The organism is Nostoc sp. CHAB 5836 (genome assembly GCF_020829445.1).
Classification (GTDB): Bacteria; Cyanobacteriota; Cyanobacteriia; order Cyanobacteriales; family Nostocaceae; genus Nostoc.
Genome location: NZ_JAIVFV010000138.1, coordinates 1 through 18115, shown reverse-complemented (window position 1 = coordinate 18115; position 18115 = coordinate 1). Strand labels below are relative to the sequence as shown.

Below are 18115 nucleotides of genomic sequence, written 5' to 3'. Positions count from 1 at the left end.
TCGAAATACATATTTTTTTGTTTTTCATAAATAAATTTAGGGGCTTTAAACCCTTTTTAGCAGAGGGAAGCATTATTTTCTAAAACCTCCTGCCTCCTGCCTCCTGCCCTCTGCCTTTCTTCGGTAAATCAAATAATTTGGGAAAAATAAAGGTGAAAATCTTTTATCTTTTTCCCAACATTAAACTCCCTTAAAACTTCCAACCAGCCCCAACTTTCCAAAGAGTTCCACCCCCATTGGTGAAATAAGTGCCATCACCATAGAGAACTATATTTTGACTAATTGCTCCTTCTGCACCAGCTTGTAAAACAGCACCCGTACCCAAAGAAACGGAAGAATTGCCATCACTTAGAGAAACAGCAGAACCACCAACACCTGCATAGATATTTGCGTTTTTACTAATACCAACATCGTAGGTGACAGTAGGAATAAATAGAGTCGCGCAGAGATTACCTTCACAAGCTCCTGTAGCAGTGGCGCGAATTGAAACTGGCTTTAAATCCCAGCGTATACTTCCAGCCACAGATGCTCCACTACCATCAGCAGCAACACCAACTCCGATATAACTACCATTCATTCTTTGTTCGGCACTGGCTGATTTTGCAGAAAAGAAAGTAGAAACAAAAGCGAATGCAGAAACAGCAGCAATTGTGGCGACGGACTTTAATAAGCGTTGCATAGTAACTCCTAGTGATGAATAATTTTTGATTTTTGATTAGTAAAAGAAAGTGGTAACTTTTACCATTTCTTTTTGATATTTTAAGGAATTATTAGATTTCAGATTCGATAATTTTCAGCAGATTGACGAGTCTGAAATCTAAAACTATTCCCTATCTAATAGCTTGTACACTTACAGCAGAACATCGTAGTAAATCGTCACAAATTTCAGCTTTTGCACCATCATACTCAATTGCGAATAAAAAGTTATCGGCAACATAAGTGGGATGTTCTGTATTGGTTCCGGCGTAGACGGGGTTATATCCCAATAAAATTAATCCATCTGGCGAACTTTTCAGATACATTGTTTGGTCTACAGCTTGCTTTCCTAAGCTGGGATAGTAATATCTGGTTCTCATGCTTCCCGAAAATCCCTTCATTACGAGAATGCTTTCATAGACAATTCCATTAACGCTGTACCTTAATTTCCAATTTCCATAAATTGGATTACTTGCATCAGTCACTTGAGCGATATAATTGGAAGGTGCGGTTATAGGTGCTTCCGTTAATGGGTTTTTCGCATTTGCTGACTCAATACCCAACAATCCCACAGTTAGAGAGAGAAGTGCGATCAGCGAAGCGTCAAGCCCCCGGCTTATCGCTCCGGTTCTTTTGAAGTTCATATTGTGAATCTCCACTGTTATGCTTTGTACTTACGTAATATCTCCAGAGCTTCAGAGGTTATGTAAAAAATGGGTCAAATCTTTGCTGTACAAGTATTTTCACGGTCGTCAATATTTTTGTCGCGTGGTAACAAAAAATTTACATAAGCTCAACGTCTCAGAGATATATGGGAGTAACACACTTGATTAAGGTTCATTATTAGAGGTGTTACATTTACTTCTGAGTGAAAATCTGGATAAAACCTAGATAATCTTTGTAAATGCATGATTATCAACATCCCAGCCCATAAAATCCCAAATATTTCTCCCTCTGTTCCTTGATTCACGGTAATATTTTTACCAAACACAAAAGGCAAAATCACTATGGGAGTGGTGTCGAAATACTGGATATGGGTGAGGGTGATTGGTTTAAGTAGATGTGAAAGTATTGAATTGAAGGAGGTTAAAGCTTTTTTTCAGCAAGAATTTCCTCAATTTAGCCCAGGTGATGATATATCGGATCGGGATATTCAACGTCAACTCATGCTGTGGTTGCGTCATGACGATAACCGTCGTCAAATGGCGGAACTATGTCTGCGTTGTTTTATATCCAACCAACTCCGCAATATTTCTATTAAATTAGAGAAAAAATTTGCTAAAACCCATGACTTGACAAGTAATCACATATTACTTCTTGTTTTGGATAAATCTCGAAAAATTGAAGAGATACCAAATTCCTCTAATATTTCAATTTTAATTAATCATATTTTAGAAACATTCGATGCCGAAAAGAGTAATCTCTCGACTTGGACAATTAGGATATTTTACAGCGATAGAGAAGTCAAAAAATTATTGCTATATCATGGAATAGAGCTAGTTACTAATTGGATGATTCTTAGTTATATAACACCTGTAAAGTTAGAAAAAATTCTCAAAAATAATCTTTGTAGTGTAGGAGAAATTCAACAATCATTGCAATTACTTGATGCCTATCATCAAATTTATCGTAGTCAGCTACTGCAAACTCGGCAAGCTGGTACTAGAAGTAGATATCCAGACCCAACGGAAGAACAGTTACGTCAAATTGCGGAAAAATTATTTCCTAACCGGAGAAACTATCCTCCAAAATTTCTTCAAGATGTTCGTAGTAAATTACAAAATATTGCTCATTTTATCAGAGAAGAACGTATTCGAGTTAGGCAAGGAATAACATCAGTAAATTCTCAAAAATCTTGGGATAATATCCCTGAACAAAATCATCATATTGAAGAGGAACAATCAGAGTTTTCGAGATTATATAATTCTTCCTTTGATGGGTGCTTTGCAGGTGCTGTCAAAAAAGTGGTTGAAGCAAGAATTACATATTTTAAAGCCAAGAGAACTGCTAAATATCAAAAGAAATTAAATAATTTTATCGAAGCACTGCATTTATTTCATTGTGAAGGAGTTCCCATGACAGAAATTGCTCCCCGTTTAAATTTAATTGACCAACCTTACCTTAGCCGTTTCTTGGAATTGAAAGGTTTACGTAATGATATTGGTCGTAATACTTCATTGTGTTTGAAACAATGTATTCTAAAATTAATTCAATCTCAATTCGATGATGATTTACCTCCAGATTGGGAATTAAAAGTACAAACTTTTATAGACAAGGAAATTAAAACGGTGATTCAAGAAGCAGAACAAGAAGCTAGAAACGGAAAAAGGCAAACGATGAATAGTAAAATAGCTAGAACTATTTGTGAATATATTTGCGACTACTTAAATGGTAGTAGAGGATAGTATGAATAATAATATTGATGATTTAATTGATGATTTATTTGATTTCCCAGAGCATATTGAAACTATAGAGTTAGAGCCTGAACAATGTGAGAAGGCTTTACAGATTAGTCGAGATATGAGGATAGAGGGAAAACAATGGCAGCTTTATCTTCAGGCTTTGGCTTTATTTGCGTTTGCAGAATGGCTGGAGAAACGAGAACCATCACTTTCTATTTATCGCACTATCCAGCAACAAATATCTCCAATATTAAAACCTGAATATGCCAGCTTAATTGATGCTGTTTATAATTTACAGGTTGGAGAATTCAAAGTTTGTTTAATTCCCATTATTTCCTTTAGTGAGAATGAAGTTACGATTCCGAGAGCAGTAGTTGATATACCAGAATTTAATAATCATTTTTATATAGTCATTGCGGTAGAGGAAGAATTAGAAATTGCTGCTATCAAAGGATTTATTAGTTATCAAAATTTAATTAATTATCAATCACAATTTCAGTTAGAGAAAGATTGGACTTATCAATTGCCTTTAACTTTATTTAATCACGAAGTTGACGAATTATTAATGTATTTACAATGTTACTCAACTGCAACTATGCCTTTACCAGTAGTTCCGAATAATCGTCAAACTCTTCTAGCTCAAATGCAGAGACAACTTGTGAACTTATTACCTCAACTAAATCACCGTCATCTCTGGGAAGTTTTAACTTGGGAGCAAGGTGTAGCTGTTCTTACCAATACTGAATTAGTTAAATGGTTATATGATAATTCCGAAGTAAATTCTCAAATATCAGCTTTGCATTTATCAGATTTTATCCAAATGGTCAGTCAGCAAGCAGTAAATATTCAACGTTGGTTAGATAACCAAATTGATGATATGATGCAAGCATTCTCTTGGCAAATGTCATCGATACAGGGACAATTATCAAATGCACTTCCAAGTCCAATACGTAAATCCTCAAATTTAAGCCAAGAATTAGAAGGTATTCTCGCAGAAATTAGACGCAATCTCGAAATTCCGAATATAGCTAATTATTTTCATCAAGATATTGTACTAGAAATTCCCCTACGAGTTTATGCTGTTGTTTGGTCTTTACCTGATGATGAATGGACATTATTAGTGGTGTTAAAGGTTCTTCCGGGAAATCAAATACCTTACAGCTTAAATTTGCGAATCAGCGACCAAAATGAAATTTTAGTTGAAGAACAATTACAACCAGATACTTATCATGATTATATCTTTGCTCAAGTTATCGGTAATTATGAAGATAAGTTTTTGGTAACGTTCACATCATCCAATGGTGAGGTGAGGACGTTGAATCCGTTTGTATTTATTAGAGAATCGAGAAATATGAAAAGATAAAATTATTAAATTATATAGTAATGAACAATTAAAAATAATTAACCTAGAAAATACTAAAATGACTAACCAGACTATTTTTAAACTCAAAGTTCGACAAATTACTTCAACTTGTAATTTTGAATTAAGTTGGGGTGATGGTCTAGTTATTGATGTTAATGTTAACTATCCTTTCTCCTTAACCCAGAGTTATGAAAACTGGCATAGAGCGTATTTAGATTATTACGTGAGATTGCGAGGGAAAAAGGGAATAAGCGGTACTGGAAGCGCACCTAGAGACTTTCATAAACAACTGGTAGAGACAGAAGCTCAATTATTGCACGAGTTCCAGCAATGGTTATTAAGTCCTGAATTGGTCAGCATAAATCGTGCAATTAGTAAAGCAGTAAGCCAAACTTCGGAAAAACAACTTGTTGAAATTTTCCTCACTTGTACACCTATTGAAATAGCAAGACTTCCTTGGGAAAGTTGGGATATTTATTTTGATACAGATTCTGATTCACCAAAAAAAATACGTATTGCTCGTAGTCCTGCTAATATTTCTAACGAAGTAATGCATCCAGTTCGTCGTAAAATTAGAGTTTTAGTAATTTTGGGAGATGATAGCGGTTTAGATTTGGAAGGTGATAAACAAGCTGTAAAATCTCTAAATTCCATCGTTGATGTTAAGTTTGTTGGTTGGAATAGAAAGACAGATACAACAAATTTTGATGCTAATGCACTCAAACACCAAATTATCAAAGCGATTTCCGATGACAGAGGTTGGGACATCCTATTTTTTGCTGGACATAGCAATGAAACTCAACTTACGGGAGGGGAATTAGGAATTGCACCAGGGGTTGCATTATCAATGCAAGAAATAGAAGGTTCGCTCAAAATAGCTAGGAAACGAGGATTACAATTCGCTATTTTTAATTCTTGTAATGGAATTAATATTGCTGAATTTTTGATTAATTTGGGGTTGAGTCAAGTTGCAGTGATGCGGGAACCTATTCACGATAAAGTTGCACCGATATTTTTAGTCAAGTTTCTCCAGAGTTTAGCTGAATATAAAGATGTTCACACTGCTTTGTTAGATGCAAGTCAGTTGCTTAAAGAAGATGAAAAGCGTCTTTCCTATCCTTCTGCTTATTTGGTTCCGTCCTTATTTCGTCATCCAGAAGCCGAATTATTTCAGATTCAACCTTTTAATATTACTTCGAGAATTAAGCGCTGGTTGCCGACAAAATTAGAGGCAAAATGGCTTGGTGGATTATTACTTTTGAGTTTATTGCCACCAGTACAAAGTTTATTACTTGAACCACGTATTTTAGTTCAAGCTATTTATCGTCAAATAACATTTCAAAAGCCAGTCGATGTTGAGACTGACTTGCTTGTAGTGCAGATAGATCAGGAGTCAATCGACGCAGATAGCTATCCAAATAAAAATCAAATATATCCTATAGATTACAGTTATTTAGCAGCACTAGTTAATCGACTTTCTCTGTTAGATGCTAGGATAATAGGTATTGATTTTATTTTAGATGATACAAAACAACCAAATAATAGCTTAAAACTCAGACAGTCCGTGCAAAATGCGGTAAAGAAAAATACTTGGTTTATCTTTGCCACAGAAGAAGGAGAAAAAACTCCAAGGTCTTGGGTTAGTAAAGATATTGCTGATTCAAAGTGGGGCTTGTCTGGAGAGATTTCATCTGATGATTGGTATGTTGAACTATTACCAATAAATGATAAGAATATTGATATTTATCCTTTTTCTTATATGCTAGCGTTAGCTACGATATTCAACAAAGATTCAACTGATAGCTCACCAACGCCCAGTTTACCAAGAAAAATACAACTTCAAACTGAGGCTATCGAGCATCTGAATAATTACAAAAATCCTAACAAAACAATAGAAATTTTACGGCAAAATAATTTTATTAAACAGTGGTTAAAACCAGTAATTGATTTTTCGATTTCTCCAGATAAGGCTTACACAAATGTTTCTGCTTGTAAGTTACTTGGAGATTGTGATGGAAAAGGAGATATACCACAAAATCTCCGAAATAAAACTATACTGATTATTCCTGGTGGTTATAAAGGAGCAGGTCTTAAAGGGAAAAATGAAGATAATTTTCCCATACCTCTATCTGTAGCTTTTTGGCGCGGATGGGGAAATGGTACAATGCCTGGCGGTGAAGCTCATGCCTATATATTTCATCATTTAATGAAGCCGCGATTAGTTGTTCCGGTTCCAGATGTTTGGATGATTTTCTTAGTAGCACCACTGGCTAAATTTATCTCATTAACATTAATTGAAAATCCTTATGCTCATAAAAAAATAATTAAAATTGTATCGGCAAATACTATTATATTTTTATTGATTACATTACAAATATATATATCAACATCTATTTTAATTCCTTGTTTTTTGCCCTCTATTTTAGTTTGTAAATATATTCATTTTGCAATAAGGAGACAATCTGATGAATAAATTTGTAGGTGTGAAGTTTTATTTATTAATAACTTCTTTGATAATTGCTACTTTATCTACTTTACCCATAGAAGCAGCAATTAGACAGCAACCAAGTCAGTTACAACGAAAAACTGATAACCAATTTCTTGCTTTATCTTGGGTAGATATTTGGAATCTCTTGCGGGTTCGTAGAACTCCGAAAGGGGGAAGAGGAGCAATTTGTGCAATTCTTCCACAAGAATTAGTCAATTCGAGTACTAGTCAAAAAAGAACTGATGAAATTTGGACGGATAAACCTGTGTTTCTTTGGCGAGGTGTAGGGGTTATACAAATTGACATCTTTGAAAGGGGTAAGGATGAAGTTTTTGCAACCTTAAAAGTCAAAGAAGGGTTAACAAAGATTAAATATAATGACAAACCATTGCAACCAGGACAGTCTTATACATGGCAGATTACTGCGCAAAACAGGGGACTCCCTATCAAAGACACTGGTTCTAATTTTACTCTAATGGATAGTCAGAAACGCGCTAGTACCACAGATGAATTGACAAAGTTGGAAGCAACGCTCAAAAAGAAAGGAGATAGTGTAGAAAAAATTGCTCTGGGGAAAGCTGATTATTTCGCTAAGAAAGAAATGTGGACAGATGTATTAGAACAGCTTTACTCAGTGAAAAATCCATCGCCACAATTGGTGGACACTATCAAAAAGATTGAAGGATATAACTTTTGTAATTCAGAGCAGGCTGCGGTTTCTACGTTGCCATAGCTTTTGAATAAAATTTTTTACACAAGTCCCCTTGATATGTGAGATATGTATTAGGGGGTAGTTATTACGGCTTATGGAGTTGTAGTTTTACGGAGATGCGATTATATAAATTTGTCCTGATTATTTTTAGTGCTTTATTGCTTAGTGTGTCGCAACCTTGGTGGTTTAGTTTTTCTCCTGTATTTGGGAAGTCTGCGGTGGTAGCGCAGATAGTAGATATACGGAAAGGAGAAGCAGACCGATTATTGGAACAAGGTATTAAACAATATCAAGTTAGTCAATTTACAGCAGCATTACAGTCTTGGGAACAGGCGCTAAAAATCTACCAGGAAATTCAAGACCGAAGAGGTGAGGGGAAAGTGCAGGGAAATCTTGGTGCTGTCTTCCTTGGTCTTGAGGAAATACTCAAATTGAAACTCAAAGCTGATTTAGTCGTCCTCAGTGCTTGCGATACAGGTAGGGGACGCATTACTGGGGATGGGGTAATTGGCTTATCGCGATCGCTCTTTATTGCTGGAACTCCCAGCGTTATCGTTTCCCTTTGGGCTGTTCCCGATGCACCCACTGCTGAACTGATGACGGAGTTTTATAAGAATTTATACAAAAATAAAAACAGACTTGACAAAGCGCAGGCATTACGCATGGTAATGCTGAAAATGAAAGACAAGTATTCTGATAGTCCGAGAAAGTGGGCTGCATTTACGCTGATTGGTGAATCTGAGTAAATAGGAGGGTTTGGGAAGGTTTGGTTTGCGGTGAAATTTTTACATAAGTTCCTGACGCTGAAGATATATGTGTATAAAGTTTGGAGGTATAGAAGATGAAAATTAGATACTTATCTCTCAGCGCTGCGGTTGTTGCTTTAAGTTTCGTAGGGACAATTTCTACTGCAAAATCGGAGGCGATCGCTAAGAATTCTGTAGACAATAATGTCGGCAATAATTTTTCAGTTAAGACTTTAGAAATCGCACCAAATCAACCATTACTTTTAGCACAATCAAATGCTGAGGAGTTATTACAGCAGTGTGTTAAGCGATATCAATCAAAAGAGTATGAGCGAGCATTAAGTAGTTGCACTAAAGCAATAGAAGCTGATGGAGACAATGATGATGCTTACTTAATTAGAGGTTCAATTAATTTCTTTTTAGGAGATTCTAAGACGGGTATTCAAGATATTAATAGAGCATTAGCGATAAATCCCGATTCTGAACAAGGATACTATATACGCGCCCTAGTTAGGGCGATAACTGGGGATGTAAAAGGAGCAACTGAAGATTCTAATCGCTTTTTAGTTCTCAATAACTATTCTGTTGATGGGTATTCTATTCGAGCTATGGTGATGCTACTTATTGATGACTATAAGCAGGCAATAGAAAATGCTAGCCAAGCAATACAAAAAAATCCCGAAAATGCTAACGGATATATCATGCGAAGTTTCGCTTATCTTCTTTCAGGTAATGATAAACAAGCAAGTGAAGATATCGAAAAAATTATCAAAATTGGTTCTGAACCTGGTGCTTACTTTTTTAGAAGTATCATTCGTGTTCAAAGAGGAGATAACAAAGGAGCGATGGAAGACTTAAATCAAGCGATAAATCAAAAATTTGATGAAGCTTCCGTCTATGCACAACGAGCTAATGTTCGCGTTCAGATGGGAGATATGAAAGGAGCGATAGAAGATTTGAATATGGCAATAAAGAAAGATAAAGATGTAGGATATTTCCGAAATAATCTCGGATTTATTTATGGTCGAGCAGGCGATATGAAAAAGGCATTTGAAAACTATGAGAAATCTTTAAGTAATTATCAAAAATCTAATATTTTTAAGGGTTTTCAATCACCTTTAAGCAAAATATTTGAAAAAAGTGCTATCAAAATATCGCCGTTTTTTTGGGAGGTGAGAGATTCACAAGATGCACTGGGATATTTAAACCGTGGTATGTCTCGCGCTCTACTTTTAGGGAATAAGCAAGAAGGGATTGCTGATTTACAAGTTGCTGCTAATTTATTCCGAGAGCAGGGTAAACAAGATGAGGCGAAAAAAGTGATTGAGATGATTAAGCAGATTAATAGTTAATCAGGGTTAAATCTGTTGATTTGGTTGTTTTAATTTTTCCTATTTTGATTCATGGAGTGGTGATTTTATGAAGATGGGGCTGCGGAGATGGATGGTAATTTTTGTTATTGCTTTATTACTTTGTGTCTCGCAGCCTTTTTGGTTGAGTTTTCCTCTGATATTTGGTAGTTCTGTAGTAGTGGGGCAGACAAACGATTCTCGGAAAGTAGAAGCGGATAGACTCTTGCAGCAAGGTACACAGCAGCGTCAAGCCGAGCAATATAACGCTGCATTAAAGTCTTTTCAGCAAGCGCTAATTATTTACCGAGAGATTAAAGTAAGTAGAGAAGTAAAAGCACTGCAAGGAAAAGTATTACAAGAAATAGGTCATGCTTACTTTCAACTTGGAGATAATGCAAAAGCAATTGACTATCTTCAACAAGCAATAGTTACTGCACAGGAAATAAAACATCGCTTAAATGAAGGAGTTGCACTAGCAACTCTAGGATTAGTTTACTCCAAACTGCAAGATGATGCCAAAGCAATTGATTACTACAATCAATCTTTGGTAATTGCACGGGAGATTCAAAACTCACAATTGGAAACTTTGGCGCAAACACTTCTAGAAGCAACGCAAAGTAGGAGTAATGCTCGAATAAGGGAAGCTAGACTATTATACTCACAAGCCGTAAAACAATATAATAATAGTCAATTTGAAGCTGCGTTGCAGACATTTCAACAGGCATTGATTATTTACCAGGAAATTAGAGACCGTTATAAAGAGGGAAATGTTCTGAATTTTATTGGCGTTACTTATCGTAAATTAGGAAACTACACCAAAGCAATTAAGTCCTTAGAAGAGTCTCTTGTAATTGCAACGGAGATACAAAGCCCTCAAATCGAGGAGTATGCATTAAATAACCTTGGTAATGTTTATGTTGATTTGGGAGATTATATTGGAGCAATTGAGTATTTTCAAAGAGATTTGAAAATCACGCGGGAAAGACTAAAAAACCCTAAAGGCGAAGAAAATACACTTAATAATATTGCTAATGCGTACATTGAATTGGGAGACTACGTTAGAGCAATTGAGTATTATCAGCAAGCATTAACTATTGCACGGGAAGCCAAAAATAGTGAAGGGGAAGGGGCAACGCTGAATAATCTTGGTCTTGTTTACTTATATTTGGGTGACTATATTAAATCGATGTGGTATTCTCAACAGTCATTGGCAATTGCACAGAATACAAAAGATCCAGGACTTGAAGGGGCAGCGCGGGGTAATCTGGGTACTGTTTATTCTAAGTTAGGCAACTATTCTAAAGCGTTTGACTACTACAATCATGTACTGACAATTGCAAGGAAAATTAAAGACCCTGTAATGGAAGGAAAAATGCAGGGTAACATTGGTTCGATTCACTTTGATTTAGGACAATGGTATGAGTCAATCAAATACTATCAGCAGTGGTTGACAAGTGCAAAAAACATTAGAGACCGTCAAAGCGAGGTAGGAGCCTTAAATGGTTTGGGAACAGTATACTTATTTTTGGAAGATTACATTCAATCTATTGAGTATTTTCGACAAGCATTGATACTTGTAAAAGAGATACAAGATCGGCGAAATGAAGGAATGGTGTTGAATAATCTTGGTTTTGCTTTTTATAAATCTGGTAATCTTGCCGCAGCTTCAGAAACTTTAATTGAAGCAATTCAGGTTAGAGAATCTCTCCGAAGTCGGTTATCAGAAGATAACGATAAGGTGTCAATTTTTGAGCAGTATAGAAATTCTTTTGGTAATTTAGAAACAGTTTTAATTGATCAAAATCAAACTGATGCTGCTTTAGAAATATCTGAACGTGGTCGTGCCAGAGCATTTGTCGAATTAATTTTATCTCGTTTGCCAACTACTAGCAAAATTGAGGTAAAATCACCAACAATCAAACAGATACAACAAATTGCTAAAGCTGAAAAAGCGACTTTGGTACAGTATTCAATTTTCAAAATTCAAGGGAAATTAAGAGGTAAAGAATCGAAGCTTTATATTTGGGTAATCAAACCCACAGGTGAAATCAAATTTCAACAAGTTGACCTCAAATCTATTTTACAAAAAGAAAACACCACTCTGGAAGAACTGGTTGAGAATATTCGTGACTCTATAGGAGTGCGCGATCGCAGTATTTTCACAAGAACAAATTCCACCTCTCAAAACACCACAGCCAAACGCGACCAATTTGCAATCAAAGTTTTTCCCTCCCCCAACGATGACCCCAGCAAAGACTTACAAAAACTCCATGAAATATTAATAGACCCCATTGCCGACCTTCTCCCCACTGACCCAAATGAGCGTGTAATTTTTATCCCCCAAAACGAACTATTTTTAGTTCCCTTCCCCGCACTTAAAGACGCACAAGGCAAATACTTAATTGAAAAACACACAATATTAACAGCACCCTCAATTCAGGTACTAGGATTAACCCACGAACGAGCAAAAGAAGTAAAACGTGCATCTGTGCAAAATGCCTTAGTCGTCGGTAATCCCGATATGCCAAGTGTAGCGCCAAAAATTGGAGATGAAGCACAACCCTTATCCAAATTACCGGGAGCAGAAAAAGAAGCGGAAGCCATTACACCTCTTCTCGAAGAAAATAAGCTCAAAACCAAACTTCTTAGAGATAAGCAAGCGACAAAAGCCGCAGTTTTAAAACTATTACCCCAAGCTAAAATTATACATCTCGCCACCCACGGATTATTTGATAATATCCAAGGTTTACAAAGTGCGATCGCCCTTGCACCATTAGGCAAAGATAACGGTTTACTGACAGCCGAAGAAATTCTCAAATTGAGACTCAATTCAGACTTAGTAGTTCTGAGTGCTTGCAACACAGGCAGAGGACGTATTACTGGCGACGGTGTAATCGGCTTATCGCGTTCCTTGATTAGCGCCGGAACCCCCAGCGTAATCGTCTCACTTTGGGCTGTTCCCGACGCACCCACAGCCGAATTAATGACCGAATTTTATAAACATCTCCTCAACAAGCAAAAGCCACTCGATAAAGCCCAAGCATTACGCCAAGCAATGCTCAAATTTAAGGATAAACCACCCAAAGATTGGGCAGCATTTACCCTAATCGGGGAATCCAATCAGGTGACAAATTAGTTTTTACCATCCCAAATCTCAAACCAACAATCAACAATATAAAACCGTCATGATGAAACGTCGTAACTTCCTACAATTAACAGGTTCAACCCTAGCAGCATTAGGAATGAGCCACCTTGATATTATTAATCAAGGAAACCGCTACGCGAAAGTTTTAGCAGAAAACACACCACGTAAACTAGCACTATTAGTAGGAATTAACAAATATCCTAAAAATCGACAATTTAGCAATGAGTTAAAAGGATGCGTCAACGATGTACATATGCAAAAAGAACTGCTAATTCATCGTTTTGGCTTTTGTCCTGACGACATTATCACTTTAGATAGTGAACAAACACGAGATGAACTACTACCTACACGCAAAAATATTTTACATAAATTTGAAGAACATCTGATTAAACAAACAAAACCAGGACATATAGTTGTTTTTCATTTCTCTGGTCATGGAATCATTTTACAAGACCCTAAACCAATAAAAGACTGTAATCCCAATTTTTTAGAATATAACAGCGCTTTAGCAGTGATGGATGATATTGATGATATTAAAGACAAATATGTCCTTGATATCATGGGACGGACTTTATTTTTGCTGAGGTTAGCTTTACTCAAACAAGACGTAACTAAAGTAACAATGCTTCTTGATAGCTGCTTTTCTGGTGGTGGCACTCGTGGTAACTTTGTTGAACGCTCTCTCCCTGGTAATGGTTCTGAACCACATCCAGAAGAAATTGCGTATCAAAAAAGCTGGATGGACAAGTTAGGTATTAAAGATGAAAATGCCTTCAAAGAGTTACGTTGTCGTAATAATGGAAACGGAATTGTAATTGCTTCATCAGAAAAAGGTACACAGTCGTATGATGGACAAATTATTCCTCAATTAGATGCTGGCGCTTTTACTTACTTTTTAACACAGTATCTATGGCAAGAAACAAATACAGTTGGTAAAATTATCACTGAAATTAAAAATCCACTCTCTCTACTTTCTAAACAAAAACCTGTGGTAGATGGTGATAAAACTCAACCGATATTTTTTATTGATACAAAATCAATACCTCCATCCGAAGGTGTCATTTCCAAAATTAAAGGAGAAGAAATAACTTTATGGTTAGGAGGAGTAGAAACCCAAAGTTTAGCGAATATGCAAAAAAATGCAAAATTTGCTATTTTCAATAATCATGGAGAAGTATTAGGCGAAGTAGCATTAACATCTCCTCCTAATCTTTTAGACACCAAAAAAACTAATATATTAGAGGCAAAAGCAAAACTATTATCATCATTGGCTACTTTAAACCTTCAGCCAGGAATGTTTATAAAAGAAATTAGCCGTATTATACCAGCTAATTTACAACTAAATATCGGTTTAGACCCTTCTTTAACAAAAGACATAGGTGATGCCAGGAAAAATATTTCCCAAATTAATCGCATAGAAGCAATACCAGCACAAGCAAACACACTATATTCAAAAAAAGTAGAATATATTCTCGGTCGGATGACCGAAGAAAATAGGAAAAAGCAGACAAATAGAGAAGATTTACCAGATATTGACACTATAGGTTTATTTAGCGAAGCATTAGAATTTATCCCAGGTTCCTTTGGTAAACCAGGGGAATCTATTACAGATGCAATCTCTCGTTTAAAACCCAAACTCACTTCTTTTCTAGCAATACACATTCTCAAGCAAACCTTGAATCCTAACTCTTCAAAATTAGATGTAGAAGCATCAATCAGTTTATTAGAACAACCCAATACAATAATTACGAAAACGCAGACATCGAGAGTTAAAAGCAATCAAACACAACCCAACGAAACTTATTCTCGTGTTTTACCCCTAAATAAACTGTTCCAATTTGAAATTAAAAATAATACAGATGACAACCTCTATGTCATGGTTATACTAATTGATGTAACTGGTAAACCTTATGTCGTATACCCTTACCAAAATAGAATTAAGAACGAGACATTACAAATCAAGCCAGGTGAACCTTTAATAGTAGGTAAACTAGGTCAAATAGAACTAAAAGCAGTAGAAAAAGGAATAGCCGAAGCTTTAATAGTTACAAGTCGTTCGGAATTAAAAAATGCTGCCAAGATGTTACAGCAACTGGTACGTGAAACCAGAGGAGGAGGACGAGGAGAAGCCAATCAACCAATAGATATTAGCCGAGGAGAACCTGTTGCAGTGATTGATGATTTGCTAGATGATTTAAGTGGCAGCCGTGGCGGTAGCAGTCAACCAAGAGAAGTGAAAGCTGAGAATATTGCTACCTTATCAATGAGCTTTCTGGTGGGGTGAAAAAACCAAGGTTTGAGAATTAAACCTCAGCCCTTTAAACGCGAAAAAATGAACTGAAGCTGCCATGTTTCGACCCAATACCATTTTTTTTGGTGGAAAGTTAAGACGACGCTTTTTGGACAATCAAGCGGTGGAGTTATTCTTACAATGTGTAGCCCTCAATCGCATGATCCAATTGGGGAAACTAGACAGTTACAAAGTTGAAGATTAACTAATACCAACTCTATCCAGAGGAGGTGTGCTTTTTTTATTCATGTAACAAAGCCGTTGAAAAATTAATTCCCCTTTTGTTTCACCACACTATCTTGCCTTTCAACAGAACTAATTAAATCCATTTGGGAAAATATTAGTCACTAGAACTGCATTGCTTTCAATCTACAACACCGTATTCTCGCTCAATCACACTCAAGACCTTCTCCTCCACCACAGTCAAATACGGGCGCTTCAACTCCCCCAGGTACCTGACTTTTCACGGTAAGTCCTCAAGCCCCGAAAAAGCGTGGCTTTTTCCACAGGCTAATTATCAATAGCTAACAGTTAATGATAATAGCTAAAGCAAAAATCAGGGCTTGAGAAACCCTCAAAATGACCTTTTCCACATACCGTGAAAAGTCAGCCCCAGGTACTTCAACATAGCACTTGGGGCATCTTCCAAGCTTTCATTTTCCCGCAAACGACTGATGCGTAGGCGTAGCCCGCCGCAGGCATCGCTAATCTCCTGCATCTGCTGACATTCTGACTCCAAGTAATTTAGTGGTTTCAAGTGATCGATTCTGACAGTATACTCTCCATCCCACATTGTGACTGTGCAACTGAATTTGCCTACATGGTTGATGATGCACCAATTCCCGCCTTTTCCTCGTAAATCAGGATTATCCGGGAGCAATGATTTGGCACACTTCCCAAACACGGTAAGGATTTGGAGCTTTGGTGCGTTCCATAATCCTTTGCACCACATCTTTCACAATTCTACCAGTTGGCACTTTCCCCGCAGCTTCTTGAACTGACATCTGCCATGCCTGTCGTTGTACTTCTGGTTCCAAAGACACCAATGGTCTTACAATACGTTCATTTGTAGGAAAAATTTGTAACCCATCTGTGGACATTTCTGCATTTTGTAAACCATTGGTTAAAAAATTTTCCATGACTGTCGCTGCGGCAATTTTATAACTAGCCGCTATCCGCGTGTAGCCAAATCTATCTTTGCAATATTCCTCAAAGGTTTTGTGCGTCGAGCGGTACAGTCGGCGATGCCTTCGGCAACGTCAAGGACGAACGCGTAATTCTGCCAACGCCTTACCTGCTTCAAAAATTATCTTTCTACACGGCGCTCTAGATGCAAACGATCGCGTTCCTCCGTCTCGGACAACTCTTCTACTTCAGCAGCAGTAACCGTAATCGTTGCTGAACCTGGGTCTTCTTGCTGGGAGATATCCTCAAGGTCTTGGTCATCTGGTGGTGTGCTGTCATCGGATGCGGCTAAGGTGGCTTTGTTGCGATTAGAAGGTGGTTGGTTCATACTCCACCTCCTTTAATCCGATGCTATTTGCTTTGAGTTGATTGCAACATAAATTTTGGATGTAACTGGCAACTGCGTAGACCTATCCTGCCGCACGTATTGCTTATTGAGAGACGCTGAAGGCAGAGCCAGAAGATTAACGCATTCATAATTCAGCATCTTCTTCAGGCTCTACAGCTTCATAAAGGTCTTTTGGCTCACAATTTAGTAACTCACAGAGTTTTGCAACTCGAACGAACATTTTAACTCCATCACGGCTTTTCTCCCAGTTGCGAACCGTCGAGACATCAAGTCCCAGCGCCTCCGCTATCTGCCTTTGAGTCAAATTCTTTTCCTCTCTGAGTTTTGCAATTCTAGACACGTAAATTTCTCCCATGCACTAATTCATAGCATTATCTTACCATTATTTTCTTCATGTGAATTACTTGACAGCGTGAAAAAAGTCACGCATAATATATATAGAGAAAGCGCCCCCGACTGCGAATCTAGAGCGCTTTCTCTGTCCCTAATAATAAGGAAACTTTATCATGACACATCGAACCTACACACAGCAAGCCCTTCGACGCTACACCCTCCCGCGTCTCAAAACAATCGCTGCCGAATTAGGCATAACACCGACCGGGGACAAGAGAGGTGCCCAAACCTGGATAAACGCAATCATCGCTCACCAATCCGCCCACCCTGAGCAATTCATCTCCCCTGCCTCAATACCACTGACACCCATTGAAATCAGCTTTTACGATCACGAATATTACGCTGGGGATAAGTTGATCGCCGCAATCACTTATGACGACGACTTAACGCGACCTTGGGTGGTGATGGTGAACAACAAGGAAATCCACCGTGCTTCTACGAACATACTTTGTCACCATTACATCTGCTCACACTACAAGGACGGCTCTTTACCAGTACAAGAGCAAAACGCTACGGATACGAATAGCACTACTGAAAAGGAAATCATGTGCCAGATTTTCAACGAGTGCGAAAAATACGGCTTTGAAATCCTCCACGATGGGATCTACAACAACGGCGTGAAACTGGGGGAAGTCGGATGCACCGATGGCTCTTGGTGGGTAGTGGGTGCTACAGAGCAGGAGTGCGTCCTTTGCCAGTCTGCACTTGAAGCTGTTTGGCGGTTAGCAGTCGCACAAACCCCACGCCATACAGAATTGTTAAACCGCCGATTTGAGATGTTAACCCCGATGAATAGCAGTATTTACGGGAGTATGAACCAGTTTTTGAACTAATGGCAGTGTAATTCTTGGGCTTCGCCTGGGAAAAGGTTAAAGGGAAATTTCTTCATTCCCTTCCCCTTTGCCCTTTCCCCCTTACTCCGATTATTTCCCTTCATTGCAATTAAATCAATGCAACCCACAATCACGATACCCAAACATTGGGACTATCCGCG

The 18115-nt window shown here is 37.5% G+C and carries 14 protein-coding genes and 2 pseudogenes; 10 read left to right on the top strand and 6 right to left on the bottom strand.

The genetic code is table 11. The annotated features are described in order from the left end of the window. Positions 1 to 190: 190 nt before the first annotated feature. Positions 191 to 679 (bottom strand): hypothetical protein, encoded by a 489-nt coding sequence (locus LC605_RS23290; RefSeq protein WP_229549889.1) that lies wholly within the window; start codon positions 677 to 679, stop codon positions 191 to 193. 151 nt (positions 680 to 830) lie between these two features. Next, positions 831 to 1340, bottom strand: a complete 510-nt coding sequence (locus tag LC605_RS23285) for a hypothetical protein (protein ID WP_229549888.1) — start codon at positions 1338 to 1340, stop codon at positions 831 to 833. Positions 1341 to 1703: 363 nt separating this feature from the next. Here LC605_RS23285 and LC605_RS23280 point away from each other — a divergent pair, with 363 nt between their 5' ends. The 9 genes and pseudogenes from LC605_RS23280 to LC605_RS23240 form a co-directional block, all read left to right on the top strand. After that, positions 1704 to 3101 (top strand): hypothetical protein, encoded by a 1398-nt coding sequence (locus LC605_RS23280; protein ID WP_229549887.1) that lies wholly within the window; start codon positions 1704 to 1706, stop codon positions 3099 to 3101. 1 nt (position 3102) lies between these two features. Further along, positions 3103 to 4461: a DUF1822 family protein gene (locus LC605_RS23275; RefSeq protein WP_229549886.1), complete on the top strand. Its 1359-nt coding sequence runs from the start codon at positions 3103 to 3105 to the stop codon at positions 4459 to 4461. A 58-nt stretch (positions 4462 to 4519) separates the two neighbouring features. After that, on the top strand, positions 4520 to 6934 hold the full coding sequence (locus LC605_RS23270) for a CHASE2 domain-containing protein (RefSeq protein WP_229549885.1): 2415 nt from the start codon (positions 4520 to 4522) through the stop codon (positions 6932 to 6934). Next, positions 6927 to 7682 carry a DUF928 domain-containing protein gene (locus LC605_RS23265; protein ID WP_229549884.1) on the top strand — a complete coding sequence of 252 codons (756 nt, stop codon included), beginning with the start codon at positions 6927 to 6929 and terminating at the stop codon, positions 7680 to 7682. The genes LC605_RS23270 and LC605_RS23265 overlap by 8 nt, the downstream gene beginning before the upstream one ends. A 395-nt stretch (positions 7683 to 8077) precedes the next feature. After that, positions 8078 to 8407: pseudogene (locus LC605_RS34330) on the top strand (CHAT domain-containing protein); the annotation flags it as partial. Between the two features lie 95 nt (positions 8408 to 8502). After that, a complete protein-coding gene (locus LC605_RS23255; protein WP_229549883.1) occupies positions 8503 to 9759 on the top strand; it encodes a tetratricopeptide repeat protein in 1257 nt (418 codons plus the stop codon). 91 nt (positions 9760 to 9850) lie between these two features. Continuing rightward, entirely contained in the window at positions 9851 to 12895 is a 3045-nt protein-coding gene (locus LC605_RS23250) for a CHAT domain-containing protein (protein ID WP_229549882.1), read from the top strand. A gap of 49 nt (positions 12896 to 12944) precedes the next feature. Further along, complete coding sequence (locus tag LC605_RS23245; RefSeq protein ID WP_229549881.1) at positions 12945 to 15188, top strand: caspase family protein; 2244 nt, start codon at positions 12945 to 12947, stop codon at positions 15186 to 15188. 64 nt (positions 15189 to 15252) lie between these two features. Beyond that, positions 15253 to 15399: pseudogene (locus tag LC605_RS23240) on the top strand (IS5/IS1182 family transposase); the annotation flags it as partial. A 369-nt stretch (positions 15400 to 15768) separates the two neighbouring features. On the opposite strand, the gene LC605_RS23235 reads toward LC605_RS23240, so the two are convergent. The 4 genes from LC605_RS23235 to LC605_RS23220 all read right to left on the bottom strand — a co-directional run bounded on the left by LC605_RS23235 (position 15769) and on the right by LC605_RS23220 (position 17068). Beyond that, positions 15769 to 15987 (bottom strand): hypothetical protein, encoded by a 219-nt coding sequence (locus LC605_RS23235; protein WP_229549880.1) that lies wholly within the window; start codon positions 15985 to 15987, stop codon positions 15769 to 15771. Between the two features lie 73 nt (positions 15988 to 16060). Next, positions 16061 to 16333 (bottom strand): hypothetical protein, encoded by a 273-nt coding sequence (locus LC605_RS23230; RefSeq protein ID WP_229549879.1) that lies wholly within the window; start codon positions 16331 to 16333, stop codon positions 16061 to 16063. A 167-nt stretch (positions 16334 to 16500) separates the two neighbouring features. After that, positions 16501 to 16707, bottom strand: a complete 207-nt coding sequence (locus LC605_RS23225; protein WP_229549878.1) for a hypothetical protein — start codon at positions 16705 to 16707, stop codon at positions 16501 to 16503. Positions 16708 to 16852: 145 nt separating this feature from the next. Next, entirely contained in the window at positions 16853 to 17068 is a 216-nt protein-coding gene (locus LC605_RS23220; RefSeq protein WP_229467018.1) for a helix-turn-helix domain-containing protein, read from the bottom strand. Between the two features lie 166 nt (positions 17069 to 17234). On the opposite strand from LC605_RS23220, the gene LC605_RS23215 reads away from it, so the two are divergent. Beyond that, positions 17235 to 17954, top strand: a complete 720-nt coding sequence (locus LC605_RS23215) for a hypothetical protein (RefSeq protein WP_229549877.1) — start codon at positions 17235 to 17237, stop codon at positions 17952 to 17954. Positions 17955 to 18115 lie beyond the last annotated feature (161 nt).